The 21,948-nt window shown below is 47.5% G+C and carries 18 protein-coding genes and 1 riboswitch; of the genes, 7 read left to right on the top strand and 11 right to left on the bottom strand.

Annotated elements, in window-relative coordinates:
• Positions 1-561 precede the first annotated feature (561 nt).
• From ACTHPG_RS26980 to ACTHPG_RS26950, 7 genes are all read right to left on the bottom strand, one after another.
• Positions 562-1,938 carry an NCS2 family permease gene (locus ACTHPG_RS26980; protein ID WP_253430011.1) on the bottom strand — a complete coding sequence of 459 codons (1,377 nt, stop codon included), beginning with the start codon at positions 1,936-1,938 and terminating at the stop codon, positions 562-564.
• A 171-nt stretch (positions 1,939-2,109) separates the two neighbouring features.
• A riboswitch (purine riboswitch) is annotated at positions 2,110-2,209 on the bottom strand.
• A gap of 406 nt (positions 2,210-2,615) precedes the next feature.
• Entirely contained in the window at positions 2,616-2,867 is a 252-nt protein-coding gene (locus ACTHPG_RS26975) for a hypothetical protein (RefSeq protein WP_440392434.1), read from the bottom strand.
• 241 nt (positions 2,868-3,108) lie between these two features.
• Positions 3,109-4,647 carry a glutamine-hydrolyzing GMP synthase gene (guaA, locus tag ACTHPG_RS26970; RefSeq protein WP_440392433.1) on the bottom strand — a complete coding sequence of 513 codons (1,539 nt, stop codon included), beginning with the start codon at positions 4,645-4,647 and terminating at the stop codon, positions 3,109-3,111.
• A 370-nt stretch (positions 4,648-5,017) separates the two neighbouring features.
• The gene (locus ACTHPG_RS26965) at positions 5,018-7,381 is read right to left on the bottom strand and encodes a DUF4129 domain-containing transglutaminase family protein (protein WP_440392432.1); all 2,364 of its coding nucleotides are present in this window, start codon (positions 7,379-7,381) and stop codon (positions 5,018-5,020) included.
• Positions 7,368-8,621, bottom strand: coding sequence for a hypothetical protein (locus tag ACTHPG_RS26960; protein ID WP_440392431.1), 1,254 nt, complete (start codon positions 8,619-8,621; stop codon positions 7,368-7,370). The genes ACTHPG_RS26965 and ACTHPG_RS26960 overlap by 14 nt, the downstream gene beginning before the upstream one ends.
• Positions 8,621-9,607, bottom strand: coding sequence for an AAA family ATPase (locus tag ACTHPG_RS26955; protein WP_440392430.1), 987 nt, complete (start codon positions 9,605-9,607; stop codon positions 8,621-8,623). The genes ACTHPG_RS26960 and ACTHPG_RS26955 overlap by 1 nt, the downstream gene beginning before the upstream one ends.
• A 103-nt stretch (positions 9,608-9,710) precedes the next feature.
• Positions 9,711-11,030 carry a polysaccharide deacetylase gene (locus tag ACTHPG_RS26950; protein ID WP_440392429.1) on the bottom strand — a complete coding sequence of 440 codons (1,320 nt, stop codon included), beginning with the start codon at positions 11,028-11,030 and terminating at the stop codon, positions 9,711-9,713.
• 241 nt (positions 11,031-11,271) lie between these two features.
• On the opposite strand from ACTHPG_RS26950, the gene ACTHPG_RS26945 reads away from it, so the two are divergent.
• From ACTHPG_RS26945 to ACTHPG_RS26920, 6 genes are all read left to right on the top strand, one after another.
• A complete protein-coding gene (locus ACTHPG_RS26945) occupies positions 11,272-11,919 on the top strand; it encodes a DedA family protein (protein WP_440392428.1) in 648 nt (215 codons plus the stop codon).
• A 174-nt stretch (positions 11,920-12,093) separates the two neighbouring features.
• On the top strand, positions 12,094-13,608 hold the full coding sequence (locus ACTHPG_RS26940) for a spore germination protein (RefSeq protein WP_440392427.1): 1,515 nt from the start codon (positions 12,094-12,096) through the stop codon (positions 13,606-13,608).
• Between the two features lie 24 nt (positions 13,609-13,632).
• Positions 13,633-14,835: a Ger(x)C family spore germination protein gene (locus ACTHPG_RS26935; protein WP_440392426.1), complete on the top strand. Its 1,203-nt coding sequence runs from the start codon at positions 13,633-13,635 to the stop codon at positions 14,833-14,835.
• Between the two features lie 7 nt (positions 14,836-14,842).
• Positions 14,843-15,079 (top strand): hypothetical protein, encoded by a 237-nt coding sequence (locus ACTHPG_RS26930; protein WP_440392425.1) that lies wholly within the window; start codon positions 14,843-14,845, stop codon positions 15,077-15,079.
• Positions 15,080-15,099: 20 nt separating this feature from the next.
• Positions 15,100-16,224, top strand: coding sequence for a GerAB/ArcD/ProY family transporter (locus ACTHPG_RS26925; protein WP_440392424.1), 1,125 nt, complete (start codon positions 15,100-15,102; stop codon positions 16,222-16,224).
• 51 nt (positions 16,225-16,275) lie between these two features.
• Entirely contained in the window at positions 16,276-17,382 is a 1,107-nt protein-coding gene (locus ACTHPG_RS26920; RefSeq protein WP_440392423.1) for a GerAB/ArcD/ProY family transporter, read from the top strand.
• A 120-nt stretch (positions 17,383-17,502) separates the two neighbouring features.
• On the opposite strand, the gene bcp is transcribed toward ACTHPG_RS26920, so the two are convergent.
• Genes bcp through ACTHPG_RS26900 form a run of 4 tightly spaced genes read right to left on the bottom strand, consistent with a single transcriptional unit; the run spans position 17,503 to position 20,645 of the window.
• Positions 17,503-17,967 carry a thioredoxin-dependent thiol peroxidase gene (gene bcp, locus ACTHPG_RS26915; RefSeq protein ID WP_440392422.1) on the bottom strand — a complete coding sequence of 155 codons (465 nt, stop codon included), beginning with the start codon at positions 17,965-17,967 and terminating at the stop codon, positions 17,503-17,505.
• A 45-nt stretch (positions 17,968-18,012) separates the two neighbouring features.
• The gene (locus tag ACTHPG_RS26910) at positions 18,013-18,798 is read right to left on the bottom strand and encodes an ABC transporter permease (RefSeq protein WP_253429966.1); all 786 of its coding nucleotides are present in this window, start codon (positions 18,796-18,798) and stop codon (positions 18,013-18,015) included.
• A 4-nt stretch (positions 18,799-18,802) separates the two neighbouring features.
• Entirely contained in the window at positions 18,803-19,597 is a 795-nt protein-coding gene (locus tag ACTHPG_RS26905; protein WP_062837592.1) for an ABC transporter permease, read from the bottom strand.
• Between the two features lies 1 nt (position 19,598).
• Positions 19,599-20,645: an ABC transporter ATP-binding protein gene (locus ACTHPG_RS26900; RefSeq protein WP_440392421.1), complete on the bottom strand. Its 1,047-nt coding sequence runs from the start codon at positions 20,643-20,645 to the stop codon at positions 19,599-19,601.
• Between the two features lie 128 nt (positions 20,646-20,773).
• On the opposite strand from ACTHPG_RS26900, the gene ACTHPG_RS26895 reads away from it, so the two are divergent.
• Positions 20,774-21,817, top strand: a complete 1,044-nt coding sequence (locus ACTHPG_RS26895; RefSeq protein WP_440392420.1) for an LCP family protein — start codon at positions 20,774-20,776, stop codon at positions 21,815-21,817.
• The last annotated feature ends 131 nt before the right edge of the window (positions 21,818-21,948 follow it).

The following is a 21,948-nucleotide window of genomic DNA, read 5'->3' as shown; positions in this document are numbered from 1 at the left end:
TTCTTTCGAAGCTTATTTCATTCGCTTGCCGCACCGTGTATCTCGTGTTTTTTTGGCCGGAAATAGAATATACCATGTACAGTTATAGAACGCAAGTTTTTTTTCGAAAAACATTAATGCATACAAAGAAAGTATCCTATCTCCCTTCTAACAAGCGATTCCTTAATAGCCAGCCAAATGAAACATATGCAAAGGCTCTCCGTATGATCTCTAATCAAATTGCAGAGAAACTCATATTGCATAAGCGCCCTACTGACTCTGTTAATTACATTCATATCAAGAAAAGCTCACTTCATCATCTTCCGCCTATTGAAAAAAAGAACAGTAGAGATACTTCTATTATAGAAACTTAATAACCGTTGTTTTCATTGGATAAACAACCAACAGATCATAGAACATTATCTTCTATATAGAAGGAAAACATTTTAGAGATTCATTTTACTCATGAAAGGAAAACAAAAAAAGCGAAAGCTCCGGGTTTAGATCCCGTGGCTTCCGCTTCTTTCATATATAAGGCTACATCCTTAATGGAGTATTCTTTTCATCACAACTATTGTAGGTCTACTCCCCGCCAATAAATACGTATCGGCAGACTACAATGATTGCCAAGATCCACATGAGCCAGTGAATTTTAACTTTACGCTCTGTAACCAAGTTACTGAACACCGCCAAAATTACATAAGATACGATACCTGCGGAGATCCCGTTCGCGATTCCGCCTGTGAAAGGCATCAATACAATCGTAAGGAAAGCAGGGAAAGCTTGCAGGAAATCATCCCACTCGATGCTACGTACTTGACTCATCATAAGCACACCCACGATGATCAATGCCGGAGCTGTCGCAGCAGATGGAACAACCAGCGCAAGAGGAGCGATAAACAGAGCCAAAATGAACAGCAAACCTGTCGTTACCGAAGTCAGTCCTGTACGTCCACCCGCCTCAACGCCTGAAGCACTTTCAACGTATGCCGTAATGGTACTTGTACCCAGTGCAGCACCTGCACTGACACCAACTGCATCGACGAGCATCGCTTTACCGATCGTTTTCTCGCCTTTTTTCTTATCCTTCATAATCCCCATACGTGTTGCCGTACCTACCATCGTACCGAACGTGTCGAACAATTCAACGAAGGTAAAGATGAAGATGATCTCGAACAATCCGAGACTGATGGCACCTTTCAAATCCAGTTGTCCAACTGCCAGATCGCTGAAGTTAGGCAACCAGCTTGCACCTGAAAGACCACTCAGATTCGTAACACCCATTGGAATACCAATCAGCGTTGTTACAACGATCCCGATCAGCAGAGCGCCTTTGACACGCATAACCATCAGTATAGCAATCAGGAGCAAACCAATCAGAGCCAGCAATGCATCGTGATGTGTTACAAAGTTGCCCAATGACAGGTTAAAACTGCTACCTGGAATCGGCTGACTCAGGTCTGCGTCTGGTGCAACATTAACGGTTACCGCAACGAGATTAGCAAGTTTGAAGCCGATAATGGTAATAAAGAGACCGATACCCACCGTAATGGCCATTTTGATTGACTGCGGAACTGCAACAAGCAGCATTTGCCGAATCTTTGTCACGGTCAAAATAATAAACACGATACCGGAAAGGAATACTGCTCCGAGAGCAGCCTGCCATGTAATAGCCCCATTGGAGCTTAGAACGACAGTCATGAAGTACGCATTCAATCCCATACCTGGTGCGAGCGCAATCGGAATATTCACGAACAATCCCATAATAATAGTCATTAATCCGGCGCCGACGGCTGTTGCAAAGAATACTGCGTTATCCGACATCCCCGCCCCGGCTTGACCCAAGAACAACGTATTTACAAAAAGAATGTAAGCCATTGTCATAAAGGTAGTAAGACCCGCAACAATCTCCGTTCTAACGTTTGTTCCGTTTTCTTTTAATTTAAAAAAACGATCCATAATTCACTAACTCCCCCTTAGAGATGTTGAAGCCATATTGAAAAAAGACAAATGACCCTGATGAAGATTCTTCACCCAGGGTTCAGCTGACAAGGAGTGGCACGATGCCTTTGCTAAGAACAAAAAAAATTCTAATGTGCGTGATGTCCCGCAATCATGTAGAATTCCTGTGCTCAGCCTTCTCCTCTTCGTAGCCAGATCATTAGGGTGATCTCGTAGAGACTCCCGGGCCAATTCCCGAGATTATACGAATTAGTATGCGCTATTTGTTTGTTTCCCATCACTATTTTAGGAGGGCAGTATGTTTTTGTCAATGATAAAAACGAATGTTAATATCGATATCCTCTATTATCGTTCGTATTATTTAACAGATTGAACCAGTTCAGCGGTTTACAACCCAATTGTATGCGCTTTTTTCGGTGAATCCTCTTTGGAATATGTTCATTCTGTCAGACTGAAAGCTCAGCAGTTTAACATAAAAAAGCTAGCCTGATCAAAGGGCAAGAAGCGCTCCCATCAGGCTAACTTATATTTTTGATGTGTTTAAACATTCCGTTGAATGATAAACCAGGAATAACGATGTCTCGGTATTCCGAAGGCCTTTTACTCATTAGGTATATGGAGCGACTTCCGACATGTTCCGGAGCTACCTTTTTACCGGATCAGTCCTATGTCAATTATATCTCTGTCTGCGGAGCATCCTGTATCTCTTGTTGTTCCTGATTCGTGTCCGTTGTTAAGTCGGAGGATAACTCCTGGTTGCTGGTCTGATCGGAAGAAGCATCCGCTGCCTCTAAGTTCACAAATGGAAAGTCACCCGAACCGGAAGCCAGGTCTTGCATACCTGAACCGCATCCTGCCAGCATCACCATTAGAAACGCACTTCCAATGCCCATCTTCCATTTGCTCATATAGTCGGTTTTACGCATACATTCAATCTCCTTTCAGTAGCCATACAGCTCTTAGTATGTACTTATTGTACAGGCCGGACCTGAAAGGATCATGAATTGAACTTTAAAATGGGATGAAATTTCTAGAGTTTATTTTATTGGAGGAACAACGCTATGATTAATGTTTACTCATAACTGTACGCAAAAAAGACTCCCTTCTATTTGCTAAACACGCAGATAAAAGAGAGTCTTTTTTCAATCTATTGCTAAGGCGTATGCCCTATTCCCACTCGATCGTTGCAGGTGGTTTGGATGTTACATCATAGACGATACGGTTTACGTTATCGACTTCGTTAACGATCCGTACAGAGATTTTCTCCAGCACATCCCAAGGGATACGTGCCCAGTCCGCAGTCATACCGTCGATGGATGTTACGGCACGAATACCTACAGTGTAGGAATACGTACGAGCATCACCCATAACGCCGACACTCTTCATGTTCGGCAGAGCTGTGAAGTACTGCCAGATTTCGCGGTCGAGACCGGCTTTGGCAATCTCTTCACGCAGGATGTAGTCTGAATCACGAACAATTTTGAGTTTCTCTTCAGTAACTTCACCAAGAACACGGATCGCAAGACCCGGACCAGGGAACGGCTGACGGTGTACAATTTCGTCCGGCAGGCCACACTCGGTACCCACTTTACGTACTTCATCCTTGAACAGCGTGCTTAGCGGCTCAATCAGTTTGAAGTTCATGTCCTCAGGCAGACCGCCCACGTTGTGGTGGGATTTGATGGTCTGTGCAGTGGCTGTACCACTTTCCACGATGTCCGTGTACAGTGTACCTTGCGCCAGGAATGCAAAATCATCAAACTGCTTGGACTCTTCGTCAAAGACGTAAATAAACTCGTTACCGATAATTTTACGTTTTTGTTCTGGATCATCCACGCCAGCCAGCTTGGACATAAAGCGCTCCTGAGCATCAATTTTGACAACTTTCATGTCGAATTTGCCCACAAACGTCTCCATTACACTTTCAGCTTCGCCTTTGCGCAACAGACCATGGTCGATAAACATACATGTCAGTTGATCACCAATGGCTTTGTGAAGCAATGCAGCTACAACGGAAGAATCCACGCCGCCGCTGAGTGCACACAGTACTTTACTGTCTCCAACTTTTTCACGAATGTCTTTGATCGTGTCATCGATGAATGTCTCCATCGTCCAGTTGCCTTCGCAACCGCAGATTTCGAACAGGAAGTTACGAATCATATCGTTACCGCGAACAGAGTGACGTACCTCCGGGTGGAACTGAACAGCATACAATTTACGCTCATCGTTGCTCATAGCCGCGATTGGCGCGCTTTCCGTGCCTGCATCCAGTTTGAAACCTGGAGGAAGTGTCACCACGTGATCACCGTGACTCATCCATACCGTATGTTCGCCTTCAATACCTTTCGCCAGTGTAGATCCAGCTGCAAACTCAAGGTCTGCTTTACCGTACTCGCGTTTCTCGGAACGTTCCACTTTACCTTCAAGCTGTTGGGCCATAAGCTGCATCCCGTAACAGATACCGAAGATTGGCAAGCCCAGGTCATAGACACCCGGATCCACGTGTGGAGCATTCTCAGCGTATACGCTGGACGGACCACCTGAAAATACGATCCCTTTTGGTGCCAATTCTGCGATCTTCTCCGCCGGTGTATTATACGGCAAAAGCTCGCTGTATACGCCAAGATCCCGGATTCTTCTGGCGATTAACTGGTTGTATTGGCCCCCAAAGTCAAGGACAACCACAATCTCATTCTGCTTATTCATAACCGTGCCTCCCTCAATTCAATGAAACTAATTATACGCAACGACAAAACATACCGTCAAGGAAAGGCGAAACTCCTTTTTTCGACATATCAAAACAGGATTACCAAATGCCTCTAAATATGAAATTCCGATCAGAAAACATGGCAGCAAGATGCTGGTTCAAGTGTATGATCGTGGAAAGACGCCTCGTTCGCAACGTAGCGCGAAAGGCGTCTTATGTGTAACATGCAACGATAGACAACCGATGCACATAGAATAGATGCACCAGTGGTGATCATCTTCTGCAACCACCTGCCAAACTGTATCGGAATGCGATAGCGAGAGTTAAACCACGGCAGGTTGTGTGCGCCCTTGTTGTAACATCCTTGTGTTACAACGCCTGCAATCGCCGGGCCAGACGAAGTGCCCGGCGCAGGAACTCCAGACTGTCCGCGCGCAGCGGACGGTCTGGCCCGTACAGCAGCCGTTCCCAGTCGGCTGCAAACCGCGCGATGTCCGCGCCGTCCGCGCCTGCGGCCAATGCCGGTGACGCTGCATATTCCCGCAGCGTCATACCCGGCGGCCGCGGGCCGTACCGGCGCGCGAGCGCGGACCAGACCGGAGCGGCGGCACCCAGCAGCCGCTCGCGGTCTGGAAAGCTGCTGCGCGGCCATGCCAGCAGCAGCCTGATCCGCAGCGCGGGGCGTAGCCGCCGCATGCGGATCACAGCAGCGGCGCCCAGCAGAGCCGCTGCCACAAGGGCTGCCGCGAGCCATGGCTCCGCGGCAATGGCCCGGGTGCGGGCGAGCAGCCACGCGCCCGCGTTAGCCAATCCGCCGTTCGTATTCGGCGGATTCAACTCACCTGCCTGGGGCCCGGCGAGCGCTACCACATCTTCGCCCGCGCCTTGCGCCATGGTGAAGCCAGGTGTGGCCTCGAACGGCATCCAGCCTGCACCTGGAAAATACACCTCTACCCAGGAGTGTGCATCTCCTTGGGAAATGATGTACTGACCAGGTGTATTCGGGTCAGCCATTCCAGACCCAAAGCCCTTAACCCAACGTGCGGGAATTCCCTCTGCACGAAGCAACACAATCATGGCTGTTGAGAAATGATTGCAATACCCCTGCCGTGTGACGAATAGAAAATCGTCCACAAAATCAGTTCCACGCGGTGGCATACGGGTATCGAGCGTATATTCGGCATGAGCAACCAGATAAGTCTTGACGGCTTGTACAGCGTCATACCGAGTCTCACTCCCTTGAATGATTTCCTTGGCGAGCGTCTGCACTCGACCCGGGAGTGATGCGGGCAATTGAAGATATGTCCTCCAAATAGATGCGGGATCTTTCCCTTTATTCGTCTTCTCTAAAAGACGTAACTGTTCAGGCGATGCTACAGGAACCATGATGTCTGCAGTATAATTCTTAACCATCTTCTCATCCCCGGATCGCGCAATCCACAACGTTGCAGAATCCCGATTAGACAACAAAGATAGCATGTTCCCCTCATTATCGCTGTTCTTATCCTGGAACGATACATGGAGCGGTATCCCCCCGGTGAACAACGGATTTGGCCCTTTCCATTCCCGTTTCATCATGACCGTTTGGCGAATACGCTTCCAATAGGTTTGATTCTCCCAACCATCTGCACGCAGCATGCCGGACGGACTGGCCGTTTCAAAGCTTTGCTCAGGATCACTCCAGGTACTCCCGTTATAATATGAACGAGTCTCTCCTCGCCAATACGTCACTTCCGGACTTTTTGCGGTAAAAAAGATGGCATTCCCCTGCACCAAAGGTGCTCCCATAGGCGCATCCGCTGTGCTATATCCTGTGACTGCCGTTGCAGCAGGGATACTACTGTGCTGTGTATAACCTGCCCAGCGAGCGATGCGTTCACCCATCTGTTCCAGAGATATGCGTTCTGGTTGAGGTATGGAAGCAAATTGAACAGGTAACGCGGAGAGAAACACCATACCTGCGGAAGCCGCAATAGTTACTGCACTCCAACGGCTATAGGGGCTCCCCCCATAACTGGGCGTAGTCACTCCTCCATTGAGACGTAATAACTGAAGCAGAGCCTGAATAAGAAAAGTCCATAGCACAGACCGTAAGACGGAAGCATACACATCCAGCCCCGCAAAGGTTTCAAGCAGGAGCAGATAGAGTAATGTTGCACTGCCAAACAGCATAACGCTTCGACGTAACAATACGAGGGATTGCACAGAAGCCATGAGCATGCTCCAGCCACATATCATGAACAAGCCTCTCGTTTCTGTACTAATCGAGTAGAATCGCCAGTTATTTATAAAGGTGTCCATATCCGATGAAAGTATTCCCGGGTATGCAATCGCCCAACGGGCCGGATCACTTCCTCCGTACATCAGACATAGCGCAGCGAGTGCAATGAATAATCGGATCAGTACTCCGGTAATCCATCCTGTACGAAATAATCCCGCGAGCAGCAATGCTCCCGTTAATCCCGCCATTACGGACAGGAATCGTTCGCTGCCCTGCTGATCTGATGACGTAACAGGATAGATCCACTCCAGAGACAGTATGAGTAAAATGGCCGAAATAAAAATTCGGTACAGGACAGGGACTGTATCCCCCCCCTTATCCTTTATGTCCGTCACAGCATTCTGGTTCACTGTTTTATGTGCAGCAAGGACCGATGCCATTCTCATACGAACCGTTGACCCTTTGTCCGTCACCGTGGAATTGGGTTGCTGGTTATCATTACGCTCCCACATCTGTTACCTCCACCTTTCCCAATGAAGATAACGCATGGTCTGTAACCACATGGACCGGCACCCCGTTGTGACGAAGCTGCTCCAAACCGAAGCTGTCATATCTCGACTCATTCATCGATCGATCCGCTGATCCTGAACGGGTCGCTTCAGTCAGCTGCACCTCTACGCAGTATCCCGACCCGATTGCAGACATGACCCATTCCGCCAAAGCCTGGTCCAGCTTACCTGTGAGAACCACAATTCGCGAACCGCCGGCCAGTCCACTCAGCATCTCCGTTCGGAGCGAAACAGATTGTACCTTGGATATGCGTGCGCTTGCTAGTTTGTCCAGTCCATGATTCTCAGCATCTCCATGGAATGGCCCATGTTGCCATTGATCTTGTGCATCATAGCTCTTATCTCCGCCTTCCATCCACAGATGATAAGAAATATCATCCCGCTCAGCGGTATGAATCCAGCGGGCAGCTGTACGAACCACTCGTTCAAAAGCAGGTGCATCGAGGATCTCCGACTGTTTTACGTCGTAACCCGACGCGCCTTCATACACAAGGATGCCCAGGGAAGCCAGATCCGTGGTATCGGGCAGAAAGGTCTGAAGTTTGCCCATTTTGGCTGTACTTTTCCAATGAATCCTTCCCAGAGGGTCACCCTGCTGATATTCACGGAACTCAGGGCTGCGGTTTCCCTGACTATTTCGTCGCTCCGACAGAGTCCCTTCGATCATCGCTGCGAATTCTGCCGAATCGCCCTTCCCCCAAGCCGTTGCTTGAGGAACAACAATCAAGGATGTACCTCCCGTGGTCTCTGCGGAGAGCGTATTCCAGCCAAACATATCCCCCCAGTACAATCTGCCCGTATCCCATCTGTAGACGCCTCTGCGTAAACCAGAACATTCATATTGATAAGTAAATTGTCGCCGTGTTCCTGGAAAAATCAATTTGCGATGAACACCTGCAGGCGTATTCTCACACAGAACGATCCATAACAATGGAATACGGCAATCGAATTCCAGCTCGACAAGAACCCGTACCCGCTCACCTGCCTCAATCCGGTTTGCGTGTATTTTCCGCTGGATGTGAATACGCCGTGGTCTGAACCAATGCAGAAGCAGACCTCCTGTGAACATCAAGAAAGCCATGATGGATAGAAACAATGCCGCTTTGCCCCCATGCCACTGATACAAGGAAGCGAAAGCAACCACCAAGACAGCACTCACCATCCGTTGTCCCAGTGCATTCATTACCTCCGTCCCCTTCCCTGTGATGCCATTTGTACAGGAACCGGGACCGATGACAACGCCTCTTCAATGACTTGTACTTGCCCCCAAACCTCCGCTCTGTTCTGGGCCTTCAATTGAATACGATGAGAAAGAACAGGCACAGCCACTTCTTTCACATCATCCGGAATGACATAACTGCGTCCTTGAAGGTAGGCAAATGACTGCGCCGCAGCCATCCAGGCCAGTGTTCCACGCGGGCTGATGCCCAGTCTGACCGCCGGAAGGCTGCGAGAGGCTACAGCGACGGCCACCAGATACTGTTTGACGACCGGATCAACATGTACTTGTTTGACCTCACGCTGCATGGCTACGACTTCTTCAGCAAGCAGGACTGGGCGAAGTTCATCCAGTGCTTCTCTACCTTGCATGCGGCTTAACAATTCCAATTCCTGTTCCGGATCGGGATAACCCAGTCCAATCCTCATGATAAATCGATCCAGCTGCGCTTCAGGCAGACGGTACGTACCTTCGAACTGTAACGGATTCTGTGTCGCCAGCAGAAAGAAAGGCCGTGGCAAGGCATAGGTTGTGCCATCAACCGTAATACGTCGTTCCTCCATGGCCTCCAGCAGAGCAGACTGCGTGCGTGGTGAAGCGCGGTTTATTTCATCAGCCAGGACAATGTTGGACATAACGGGTCCGGGCCGAAACTTGAATTCAGCGGTATGTGGTTGATAGATTGAAGTGCCCGTAACATCTGCCGGCATGACATCGGATGTGAATTGAATCCGGCCCATGGAGCAATCCAGCGCAGAAGCAACGGCACGAACCAGCATGGTTTTCCCGGTGCCTGGCACATCTTCCAGAAGGACATGCCCCCCACTGAGCATTGCGGTGAGCACATAACGAATCTCTGTTTTTTTACCAATAATCACACTCTCAACACGCTTCATGACCCTGTTTAACAATTCAACTGCATGTTCATGTTCCATTCGGATATAAGACATTTCTCCCGATCTCCTTCCATCCATTGGCATTCCTGAGCCATAGTAATCTATGATTCAGTGTTGCCCGGAAGTAGAGAGAATAGTCCTGCAAGAATGACTTTCTTCAGATCATTTTATACTTAAATATGCTGTTCATTGCCGAAATGGATCTGGAAGCACCCGCCTTCACCGTCCACTCTGCTTCATTGCTGGTTAAGGAATTCACCCTTAATCCCATATGCTCCAGCAACTCACGTAACGGAACCCAGGTGCTTCCCCCCTGACTCTGTACTGCTCCTGTTTCAATTCTCCCTGTCGAACTCAGTGTTCCGCTCACACTATCTGCAGAAATCGTTCTTTCCTTCCATACTGCTGTGGCTGTCCTTGTCTCCGGGTCCCAGCGAATGCTGCCCCCGAATTTTTTCATGAATGTACGCAAAGGCACCATGATTCGCTGACCCTCCATGCGGAACTCACCCGGTTGCAAGGTAGCCGCAGCCAATCCCACCTCTACCTTCAGCTTCTTGTTTGCAAGCCATAACGTCGCGTTCGCTTCTACATGCTCTGCGATCCAGGCCTTTCCCGGCGCCTTGCGGGCCTTATACTTACCATCTGGATGTACACGGAATTGAACTGGTTGATCCGTACTCTTTATGGTGTCAAAACGATATCCATGATCACGATAATATTTGATAACACCCGGAAGTGCTTTTACCGTTTCAGCATGTGCACCACCGTCATGCATCAGTACAATGACTGAACGTGCTCCCGCCGGTACTTTGGTGGAATTGCTGAAGATTTCTTTGGCCGGAACACCTTTACGCTTGGAATCCCCGCTATCGACGTTCCAGTCCATGACGGTGTACCCACCCAGTTGCAGCAAGTCAAAATAACTCTGATCAAAATGTCCATAGGTACCGCCTGGTGCTCGCACCAGATTCGGACGGAAGCCCGTGATACGCTCCAGCACGTCCTCTGTCTGCTTGATCTGTTTCCAGAACACTTTAAAATCACTATACAGCTGTTCATATTGATGATTGAACGTATGATTGCCCAAAGCATGTCCTTCCTCCACCATCGACCGGATTAGCTCAGGATAACGCTCTGCCTGCTCACCCAGTACAAAAAATGTAGCTGGAACCTGCTCCTTGTGTAAAATATCCAATACTTCACGGGTATGGTTACCCGGTCCGTCGTCAAAACTCAGATAGACTACCTTGTCCTGCTTATTCTTTGCTGCCGAGACAAGCTCTGCTGAGCCAGAAGCAGAAGATGCTTCAGCTATGCCTGCATACACAGAAAATGCAGCATATACAGTGAATGCACATAGTAATATCGCTATTCGCACTAGAACGACAGACCATTGTCCAGACAAAAACGTATGTATGGATGTTACGGAGATTTCCCCTTTTTCCTTGATTCTCAATTCCGGTCTCTGTACCATTTACGAATCGACCTCCACCGTCTCTAGTAATTTGCTGATAGACTTCAGCAGATTTGTTAGAATTATATGGAGACCCCATTGAAAAAAGACGCGATTTTGTTTAATATTTTTTCACATTTGGGTATGGTGCGTGATTGATTCTTCGCTTCAGATTAGGTAGCATAATGGACAGGCAGAACATATTCAAAACACCTTGGAGAAGATTCATGCTCCCACCCCGTCTTCAGGAGAGTGAAATCTATTGGAATTGCTTGAGAAGATCCAGCATCTGTTTGGGTCCTACGGATACAGCGTATTGTTTTTTGGCTTGTTGCTTGAATTCATCGCACTTCCCTTTCCTGGTGAAACAACGATGGCTTACGCAGGGTTTCTCTCCTACAAGGGTCACCTTGACTTCGGAATCCTCACCATACTGGCATTTCTGGGGACGACGATTGGCATGACCATCACTTATTTTATTGGAGCCAAAGCAGGACTTCCTTTTATAACACGATACGGAAAATGGTTTCTGCTCAAGCAGGACAAGCTCGATAAAACGCAAAAGTGGTTCGCCAAGTATGGTAATGCCTTGATCTTCATCGGTTATTTCATTCCGGGTGTGCGGCATTTCACCGGATATTTTGCGGGTATAGCCGCTGTGCCTTTTCGCAAATTCGCTCTCTACGCCTATTCAGGCGCATTGTTCTGGGTCGTGCTGTTTCTGGGCATTGGCAAAATATTCGGCCCCCAGTGGAACGCCGTATTCCATCTGGCTCACCAATATGCAGCATATATCATGGGAGGAATCGGTCTACTGCTCATAGCAGCCGTGCTGTACCGTTACCGCAAAGCATGGGCATCAAGGTCCACCGTATCCAAGCCAGCCCCTGTTCGACAGAGACAAAAATAAATTTCAACAAACATCTATCAAACATAAGCAAGGAGCTGCGTAATATCGCAGCTCCTTTTTTTGCGTAGATCCAACAGGTTACACACGAATCATTCTTTTTTTGTTTTTGTGATAATCCGAATTCATCCCGGTCATACTAACTTGCAAATATAGGGTATATAGGGAGGCGAAGGCATGAGTGCATCGGCGCAGAATCATCAAGAACATAAGAAGATCTCTCCAAATCTGAACGACAATACAGAATATTGCAAACAAGTGATGGGGAACAGCAACGACTTGATGATCCGACCTCTGCAATGTTTGCACAAATGGCCTGCCGTCATGTTGTACATCGATGGACTGGTGGACGTGAACATTCTGAATCACTCCATCATGGAATCATTATTGCAAGAGCATGATCTACCTGAATTCTCCGCAGACGATGAGCATCTCAGCTACCTTCAAAATGATATCTTGATCGCCAGTGATGTAATGCTGGTAGATGATCTACAGGATGTAATGAATGCCCTTCTTTCCGGATCGGCTATTTTGCTGCTTGAAGGATCTGTACACGGATTGAAAATCGGGGCAGCAGGCTGGGAAGATCGATCCGTTGGAGAACCTGTTTCCCAAACTGTCGTTCGTGGACCGATGGAGGGCTTCAACGAAAACTTGCGGACCAATACCTCATTAATTCGCAAACGGATCCGCAATCCTCATCTCTGGATTGAAGAAAGAGAAATCGGCAGGGTTACCAAGACCCGGGTTGCTGTGCTCTATTTGGAACATATAGTGGATCAGGAAATTGTACAAGAACTGCGTCGAAGACTCGATGAGATTGATATCGACAGTATCCTTGAGAGTGGATATATCGAAGAACTCGTGCAAGACAAGACGGGAACGATTTTTCCCACGGTCTACAACAGTGAAAGACCGGATACCGTGTCCGCCGCTTTGCTTGAAGGACGTGTTGCAATCATTGTGGATGGGACACCTTTTGTATTGCTTGTCCCCGCCTTGTTCGTTCATTTCTTTCAGTCTCCAGAAGACTACTATCAACGAGCCGATATCAGTACGCTGATTCGAATGATCCGATATTTAGCTTTTTTTATTGCTCTACTTGCCCCATCCTTCTATATTGCCATTACCACGTTCCATCAGGAGATGTTGCCTACCAACCTGCTCATCAGTCTGGCAGCTCAGCGAGAAGGCGTCCCTTTCCCCGCCTTTATTGAAGCCATACTTATGGAGCTAACCTATGAAATTTTGCGGGAAGCAGGCATACGAATTCCCAAGACAGTGGGTCAAGCCGTATCCATTGTAGGTACGCTTGTCATCGGGCAGGCAGCAGTAGATGCTGGGGTTGTATCCGCTGCGATGGTCATCATCGTATCCATCACTGCGATATCCAGTTATGTTATCCCGGAGAATGGTCTATCCATCTCTGTTCGTATTCTACGATTCGTATTAATGATCCTGGCCGCTGCCTTTGGCTTCTATGGCATCCTGATCGTGCTACTAATTACTGTGACCCACCTTTGCAGCTTGCGCTCTTTCGGGGTCTCCTACATGTCTCCATTCGCACCATTTATTCAAAAAGATATTAAAGACACGATCTTTCGTGTACCTTGGTCCCATATGAAAACTCGCCCGCTCTCTACTCACGCGACCAACGAAGTCAGACAGTCCACCAAAAAAACGAAGCGGTAGAAATTCGGTAAGGAGTGCACATCCATGAACAAGTGCTTACGCTTAATTTTATCCTGTGCCATTCTGCTTCCTCTCCTTACCGGATGCTGGGATCGCCAGGAATTGAATGAACTTGGCATTATGCTGGGTCTCGGTGTGGACAAAGATGGCGATATGATCAAAGTGAGTGCTCAGGTTGTTGTCCCGAATGAGGTATCTTCCAAGGCAGGGGGAGGGAAGGGCACGCCAGTTACACAATATGAAGCATCTGCCGCTACATTGTTTGAAGCGATTCAAAAATTAACGGAGACTAGCCCACGCCGCATATTCATGGCGCATATCCGCGTGTTGGTATTTGGCGAAGAGTATGCTCGTAAAGAGGGCATTTACGATGTGATGGAAGCCTTGATGCGTGAACCTACGGTCCGGCCAGATTATTACGTTATGGTCGCAAAGAATACAACAGCATCCCATGTATTAGACGTGCTTACACCTCTAGAGAACATTCCTGCTGAGAAGTTGTTCAACTCACTGGATGTATCTGCCAAAACCTGGTCTCCCACTACAACGGTAACCGGGGATGAATTAATAGAGTTCATGTTATCTCCCGGCATCCAGCCTGTCATTACAGGTGTAGAGATCCTCGGTAACAAAGAACAAAGTGGTCATAAAGAGAATATAGCCACCATCCGGTCACCAGCCCGCCTCAATACAACGGGACTAAGTGTATTCCGAAAAGACAAGCTGATTGGCTGGTTAACGGAGGATGAATCCAAAGGCTACAATTACATTCGTGACAATGTGCAGTCTACTGTCAGCCACCTGCCTTGTCGCAAGAATGGCAACGTGACGTTTAAGGCGCTCCGTACCACAACGAAGAGAAAAGCCAAAATTGTAAACGGCAAGCCTGAAATCAAGATTGATATCAAAAATGTCTCTTCCATCGGTGCAGTTGAATGTGGAATCAAGATTGGTTCCATGGCCGTTCTAAAAGAACTGGAATCCGATAGTGAAGAACGGTTAATTGAACTGATGCAGGAATCTGTGCATTCAGTAAAACGCAAGTTTCATGTCGATATATTTGGTTTTGGACAGGAAGTGTACCATGCAGATCCCAAGTTTTTCAAGAAGATAGAGAATGACTGGGATGAATACTTCGAAGAACTGGATATCAAATACAAAGCCAAGGTGCAGATTAAACGTGTCGGTACACTGGATGATTCATTCAAAAATGAACTGAAGGAGTGAGAGAAGCATGTTGCTTACATTGGCGGTTATCTTCGTAGCAGTAATTATTGGCTGGGTTGATATGCCTGGCCTCATTCACCGAAAGGAGTGGAGAGAAACGGCTGTATACAGTGCAATGCTTCTCACAGCTACAGTCTTCGGTGTTATTGCATCTAATTTGTGGGAGTTCCCCAGTCCCCTGTATATCATTATGTGGATCTATGATCCTGTGAACCATTTATTAGCACGCTTGACTGGAACTTAGGTGAAGAGGGAGGGTATATCATGCTCGAAAAGGGACGGATCGGTACACGACAATTGTCCACTCTTACATTTATGTTAGTGATAGGCGATATGATGCTGATCTACCCTTCCGTCATCACATCCTATGCCAAACAGGATGCATGGATATGTGCTCTTATTGGCGTTCCACTCGGAATGGCCCTCATGGCCTTAATATTAAAATTGGGCACGATGCATCCTGAGAAAAATCTGGTGCAGATCTCCCGAAGTATTCTGGGTTTTTGGCCAGGTACCTTGTTTTCTTGCTTTTACTTGTTCTTCTTCATGATTGGTACATCCACACACACCCGGGAAGTCGGTGATTTCATGACGTCCCAAATATTTCAGTACACCCCTATTCGTGTCATCATCCTCATTTTTGTAATTGCCATCGGATGGGGTGTATACCACGGCTTGGAGACCATTGCGAGAACAAGTGAACTACTTATGCCCCTCGTTGTACTGTTCATTCTGATCCTCGCCTTCTGTCTTTTGCCACAGTTAGATACCAGTAAACTGGAGCCCATATCGGATACTGGTGTCGTCTCCATATCGCAAGGGATTCTTGTGAGTATCATATATCCTGTCGGAGAAACCATTCCTATTTTGATGGTCCTTCCCCATGTCGCTAACAGTCGCCATCGTATGCGTGACATCATCATCACAGCAGGCTTCGGTAATTTGATCCTTGCCATACTTGTTACCATATCCATGCTCGTACTCGGCCCCTTTCTTACCCAACACAATATATATGCTTCGTTTATTTTGTCTCAGAAGATTAGCATCGGCGGCTTCTTCGAACGTATCGAGGTCATTATGGCTTGCTCATGGCTCATTTCAACCTATTTTAAAGCGATGATCTACTTATACGCCTTTATTGTCGGGTGCGCAGAACTCTTCCAGCTAAAGCAATTTAAAATGCTTATTTTGCCATCAACTCTGCTCGTTTACGGAATGGCCAATCTCGTTGCGCCCAGCCTGACATTTATTATCATCACCATTGTTCCGTACTGGGTGGATTGGGACACCACACTAGGTATCATTCTTCCGGGTATGCTGGTTCTCATTGCATTGGTGAAGTCACGCAGAAAATCCGGTTCATCACCTCAGCCATCCACTGAAGGATGATTGCGGAGAGCATTAAAGAAAAATAACTCACATGGGAAGGAGCAAAAGGACATGTTGATGAACGAAAAACTTACGATTCGACAGTTCACCTTGCTCACCTTTCTGGTTATGGTTGGAGATATGATCCTGATCTACCCCTCCCTCGTTACCGCAGTAGGCAAGCAGGACGCCTGGTTCTGTTCTCTGATTGGTTTGCCGATCGGTGTTGGCATCATGTGGGTTCTATACAAGCTACATCGAACACATCCACAGTTGTCTCTTTTTGAAATCTGTAACCAATTGCTTGGGACCTGGGTAGGTTCCATGTTATCAGTTGCCTATCTATTTTATTTCGCCATAGGTGCAGCCATATGTGTCCGTGAAGTCGGTGACTTTATGACGACGCAAATATATCTGAAAACTCCCATTCGGGTCATTATTCTGATGATCATTTGTTCCTTGGCTTGGGGACTTATCCATGGTTTTCGTACGATGGGGCTGAGCGCAGAACTATTAACTCCCATCGTTGTGGTGTTTATTCTTTTTCTCTTTTTGGGGCTCTTGCCTCAAGCCAAAAGTGCAAATTTGCAGCCATACTTCAGTACGCCCTGGATACATCTTGTAGAGTCTAGCATACGCGCAGCGTTCACTTCCTTTGGCGAACTTATCATTCTCTCCGTGTTTCTCCCGTATGTGAACTCCGGGCCTCATTTCAAACAGGATTTCCTACTAGCGACCTTCTGTGGAGGGTTACTGTTAAGTTTGCTGCTGCTCATCTCACTTATGGTGATGGGACCCACACTTACGCAGCACAGCATCTATATCTCATACGCCCTTTCACAGAAAATTAATATAGGTAATTTCTTTGAACGAATTGAGGCCATCATGGCTATTGCCTGGTTAATTTCTACCTATTTCAAAAGTCTGTTATATCTCTTTGCCTTTGTGTTGGGAACAGCACAATTATTTCGGTTAAAGACATATAAACCTCTCATTTTGCCTTCGTCCTTGTTGTTATTCGCCCTAGGTGTGCTGATCGCTCCAAATGTCATTTTTTATACAAATACGATCATGCCTGCTTGGGTAGACTGGGATATCACTGTCAGCTTCATCATCCCACTGTTCCTCTTGCTGGTTTATCGCATTCGTTCCCGTAAGAGTAAATCCATCCCCTCATGAAGCAGAACATCTGAAACGGACGAACAAATTGTATTATAAATGGATATTAAAAAGGCTGCGTTCATGGAAACTTCCATGAACGCAGCCTTTTTATCATTGTTATATCTCATCAGAAGCAGGCTATATGGTCTTCAAAGCCTCAAGTGCAGCCTCGATATGTCCTTTGACCCGAACTTTGGACCATTCCTGGATCAATTTCCCCTCTTCATCAATCAGAAAAGTGGAGCGAACCATCCCCATGTACTCCTTGCCATACATTTTCTTCAACTGCCATACACCGTATTGCTCGGCTACAACGTGCCCTTCATCCGATAACAAGGTGAACGGCAGTCCATATTTGGAAATAAACTTGTCATGTTGTTTCATCGGATCGGTACTAATTCCGAGAATGACGGTGTTCAGCCCTTCGAATTCAGCATGTCGATCCCGGAAATCACATGCCTGCTGCGTACAGGACGAGGTCATATCCTTGGGATAAAAATAAAGCAATACCCGCTGTCCACGGTAATCCGACAGCTTCACCGGTCCCCCCGTACTGGACGGAAGCTCAAAATCCGGTGCCAATTCGCCTACAGTTAACGTCATGTCAGTTCCTCCCCAGTCTCGCCCATGAATTGTTATCAGGCGCTATTATGATCCTGCTCCGCGATACCGTTTCACACCATAATTCCACAAAAGCAAGCCCATGGAACCAAATACTAACCCCATCACAGGTGTCAGGAGCGCCATCCGATGCATCTCGGACCTTTCCAGGAACAGGGCTGCCGGATAGATGCCTACAAAGGCAAACGGAATGATCCAGGTTAACAGCACCTGAATGGCACGGTTATAGATCGTTACCGGGTAACGTCCATACCCCTGGATATTATACATCAATGGCAGAATACCCGTTGGTGCGTCCGAATAAAAGGACAACGAGGTCAACGTGGTATAGATGCCGGCATAGATCATGACTGAGCTGAGTGCCAGGATAATCAAGGCAGGAATATGCCACCATTCCAGCACCAGACCCATCTCCGCTCCGCTGAAGATCATGATGATCAAGCCGATAAACGAGCCCACGAGTGCAGGCGGGTCCACATTTTCAAGCAAGATCTGAAACAGATTATGTGCAGGGCGTGTCAGGATGCGATCCATCTCGCCTTTGACGATATACCGTTCACTGAATCCCCACAGATTGATAAAACAACTGAAGATGCCATAGGGCACCATAAAATAGCCATAAACAAAGAGCACTTCACTCTCACTCCAGCCGCCCAGGTTATCCGTGTGGCGAAAGACCACAAAGATAAAGATCAGGTTGGTTGCCTGGAACAGCAGATCCGACAGGATCTCCACCCAGAAATCAGCTCGGTACGTGAGTCGTGTTTTCATGTAGTTTTTCAAATATTCCCAGATCAGACCCATATAGTACATTCCGTTATCCCCCTTGCACGAACAGACGCTTGCGCGCCTTACGCCAGATCAGCACCATCGGAAGCAGTAACACGGCAAACCAGAACACCTGAATACCGAGTACATTCCAGATGGCGGTACCTTCCACTCTTCCAGTGAAAACCGAACCGGGCAGATACGTAATGGCCTGAAAAGGCAATACCTTCATCACCGCGGACATCCAGCCTGGATACAGGCTGATCGGGATGATTAGACCTGAGAACAGATCAACCACGACGCGTTTCATGCGCATCATGCCTTCATTGTTTTCCACAAAAAATGCCGCCAGTCCCGTGATCACATTAATCTGGGAATTAATGAGGAAACTGAAGAACAGCATGACGAGAAAGCCAATCCACGCCGATGGCGCCGTAGGCAGTTCAACCGGGAACAGCAGAATGGCAATGAGCATCCCCGGAATCATGAGGAGCAGGAAGCGGAAAATACCTTCACCAAGTCCCTGCATCATTTTGACCATAACGTAATTGATCGGCCTGATGAATTGAATCGCAATGGAGCCGTCCCTTATGTCTGCGGCAATCTCTCGGTCCAGGTTGTTAAAGTAAAAAGCACGTGCCATCCAGGATACAGCGATGTAAGTCGTCATCTGTGCTGCCGTGAAACCGCCAAGTTCACCACTGCTGCCGTAAATGGCTTGCCAGGTAAAGTAATACACGCCGATATTCAGCGTATATATCAAAATGCCGGAGTAATAATTCACCCGGTATGCCAGCATCGTTAGAAAACGGATGCGCATAAAATCAATAAATGCACTATTCATCTCAGGATACACCCACCGCTTCTTTCCCTGCTCCCACAATTTCGGGACGCTCGGCGGAACCGGACTGGTAGATACTCCGCACAATCTCATCCGTGTTGATCTCAATAATCTGGATATCGGTAATGTCAGCCTGTCCAACGACACGTCCGAGTACATCCGAGACATTCAGTTCAAGCGGAATCCATACGGATGCGGATAATTCATTCTCTACCGTCCAACGCACAGGCAACGCAGCAGTCCATTCCTGCATCTGACTGATGTTGTGAGCTGAGCCAAACTTGAAGCGGATTTCTCTTTCCTTGCCCCACTGGGACTTCAGATGATCCAGACCACCATCATAGATGATGTTGCCTGCATCCAGCATGATCACCCGGGAGCAGAGCGCCTCAATATCCTGCAAATCATGGGTTGTGAGCAGAATAGTCGTCCCATGCTCTTGGTTCATGTCTTTCAGGAACTCGCGAATCTCCGACTTTACGACAATATCCAAACCAATGGTTGGCTCGTCCAGAAAAACTATACTCGGGTTGTGCAACAATGCTGCCACCAACTCACAGCGCATGCGCTGACCGAGACTGAGCTTCCGTACCGGACGGCTTAGCAGATCCTGAAGCTGCAACCGCTCAACCAATTCATCGAGCCGTTTGCGGAAATCTGTCTCTCCTACACGATATACTTTCCGCAATAAATGAAAGGATTCGATAACGCCAATATCCCACCATAATTGACTGCGCTGACCAAAAACAACACCAATATTCTGTACAAACTTCTCCCGTTCCTGATACGGAACATATCCACCAACCGATATATGCCCTGAAGTAGGCACCAAAATGCCGGTCAACATCTTGATCGTTGTTGATTTACCGGCACCGTTCTCCCCAATATATCCGCATATTTCGCCCTGCGGAATCTGAAATGAAATATCATTTACAGCCAATACCTCCTGGTATTGACGTGCAAACAGGTCCTGGAACGCGCCCTTTAGCCCACCTCGGCTTTTCTGAACGCTAAACGACTTGCGCAAATCTTTGACATCAATCGCCAGCATGATTATACCTCACTTGGATTTTGTTGAAATTGCTTGTAGCCCAAAAAGAAATTATAATGGTATCAGTCAAAATTCAGCAATACCTGAACTCGTTTTTTATTTTATCTCAAATACAAAGGAGAGCTAGCATGACCAGAAAGACGAAGAGAACCATCTGGATTTCTCTTGCCGCCTTCGTGTTGATTATCGGAGGAGCTGCGGCATACTATTTCGGTTCTATTCTCAATCAGTTGGACGGTTTGGCAAAAGACGGTGACGAGTCACCATTCGCCGGTATCGAGAATGTGGAGAAAGTAAATACGCCTGACCCTCCCAAATGGGAAGGCACAGAAACGGTAAATATTCTCGTTATGGGTGTTGATGCGCGCGGATTGAAAAAAGGTGAAGTTCCCCGCTCCGACAGCATGATGGTCGTATCGCTTGACCCCCTTACCAAAAAAATCAATCTGTTCTCCATTCTTCGCGACACATACGTCGATATTGACGGGTATGGCAAAGAGCGGATCAACACCGCCATCACGCATGGCCCTAACGCAGCCATGCAAGCTGCCGGCGACCTGCTCGGCATTCCTGTACAGTATTATGTGTATACGGATTTCCAGGGATTCATCAAATTGGTGGATGCCGTGGGCGGTGTCGACTTTGATGTGGAGAAAGACATGCACTATACAAGTAAAGCAGACAATAACGAATACGATATTGATCTCAAAAAAGGATATCAACATCTGGACGGCGAGACTGCCCTCATGTACGTTCGTTTCCGTCATGATGCGATGTCGGATTTCGCTCGTTCCGAGCGTCAGCGTGAATTGCTGAAAGCTGTAACGGCGAAAATGCAGTCAACAACTACCATTGCCAAACTGCCTGCCATTCTGGAACAGGTGAATCCTTACGTCGATACGAATCTGACACTCTCCGATATGTGGAAGCTGGGTGGACTCGGTTACCAGAGCAGCATGAACGGCAGTGAGCAGATTCCACCAATGAACCTGCTGAAAGAAGAACGTACAGCAGGCGGTGCGCAGGTATTGACGGTGACGAATGAAGAGAAGTTGAAGCAGCATATTCAGGATATTATTCACCCGCCTGCTACAACAGATGATAGTACGACAAGCACTGATGATAAAACAGCCAGTGGTGACGACCAGAAGTCAGAACAACCGGCTCAGTAATCCATACATGCAGAGGGCAGCCAATACGCTGCCCTCTCGTTGTGCCCGGTTATAATATTATGAGAAAATCATCATAGCTTTCTGTAGCTTGTACCTTTATCATATTTTGAATTACGAAAGGAAGTTATCTT

This window comes from Paenibacillus sp. SAF-068 (assembly GCF_051967555.1).
Lineage (GTDB): Bacteria > Bacillota > Bacilli > Paenibacillales > Paenibacillaceae > Paenibacillus.
Note: the sequence above shows the minus strand (reverse complement) of the source record. Positions and strands in the feature narration are given on the sequence as shown.

What these genes read in the sequence shown, in the direction of transcription:
- ACTHPG_RS26955 (WP_440392430.1), bottom strand. Translation starts at nt 9,607, where the DNA reads ATGTCTTATATCCGAATGGAACATGAACATGCAGTTGAATTGTTAAAC.
- ACTHPG_RS26975 (WP_440392434.1), bottom strand. Translation starts at nt 2,867, where the DNA reads ATGCGTAAAACCGACTATATGAGCAAATGGAAGATGGGCATTGGAAGT.
- ACTHPG_RS26940 (WP_440392427.1), top strand. Translation starts at nt 12,094, where the DNA reads ATGAGTGCATCGGCGCAGAATCATCAAGAACATAAGAAGATCTCTCCA.
- ACTHPG_RS26895 (WP_440392420.1), top strand. Translation starts at nt 20,774, where the DNA reads ATGACCAGAAAGACGAAGAGAACCATCTGGATTTCTCTTGCCGCCTTC.
- ACTHPG_RS26910 (WP_253429966.1), bottom strand. Translation starts at nt 18,798, where the DNA reads ATGTACTATATGGGTCTGATCTGGGAATATTTGAAAAACTACATGAAA.
- ACTHPG_RS26900 (WP_440392421.1), bottom strand. Translation starts at nt 20,645, where the DNA reads ATGCTGGCGATTGATGTCAAAGATTTGCGCAAGTCGTTTAGCGTTCAG.
- ACTHPG_RS26950 (WP_440392429.1), bottom strand. Translation starts at nt 11,030, where the DNA reads ATGGTACAGAGACCGGAATTGAGAATCAAGGAAAAAGGGGAAATCTCC.
- ACTHPG_RS26980 (WP_253430011.1), bottom strand. Translation starts at nt 1,938, where the DNA reads ATGGATCGTTTTTTTAAATTAAAAGAAAACGGAACAAACGTTAGAACG.
- ACTHPG_RS26935 (WP_440392426.1), top strand. Translation starts at nt 13,633, where the DNA reads ATGAACAAGTGCTTACGCTTAATTTTATCCTGTGCCATTCTGCTTCCT.
- ACTHPG_RS26920 (WP_440392423.1), top strand. Translation starts at nt 16,276, where the DNA reads ATGTTGATGAACGAAAAACTTACGATTCGACAGTTCACCTTGCTCACC.
- ACTHPG_RS26960 (WP_440392431.1), bottom strand. Translation starts at nt 8,621, where the DNA reads ATGAATGCACTGGGACAACGGATGGTGAGTGCTGTCTTGGTGGTTGCT.
- guaA (WP_440392433.1), bottom strand. Translation starts at nt 4,647, where the DNA reads ATGAATAAGCAGAATGAGATTGTGGTTGTCCTTGACTTTGGGGGCCAA.
- ACTHPG_RS26930 (WP_440392425.1), top strand. Translation starts at nt 14,843, where the DNA reads ATGTTGCTTACATTGGCGGTTATCTTCGTAGCAGTAATTATTGGCTGG.
- ACTHPG_RS26965 (WP_440392432.1), bottom strand. Translation starts at nt 7,381, where the DNA reads ATGTGGGAGCGTAATGATAACCAGCAACCCAATTCCACGGTGACGGAC.
- ACTHPG_RS26905 (WP_062837592.1), bottom strand. Translation starts at nt 19,597, where the DNA reads ATGAATAGTGCATTTATTGATTTTATGCGCATCCGTTTTCTAACGATG.
- ACTHPG_RS26925 (WP_440392424.1), top strand. Translation starts at nt 15,100, where the DNA reads ATGCTCGAAAAGGGACGGATCGGTACACGACAATTGTCCACTCTTACA.
- bcp (WP_440392422.1), bottom strand. Translation starts at nt 17,967, where the DNA reads ATGACGTTAACTGTAGGCGAATTGGCACCGGATTTTGAGCTTCCGTCC.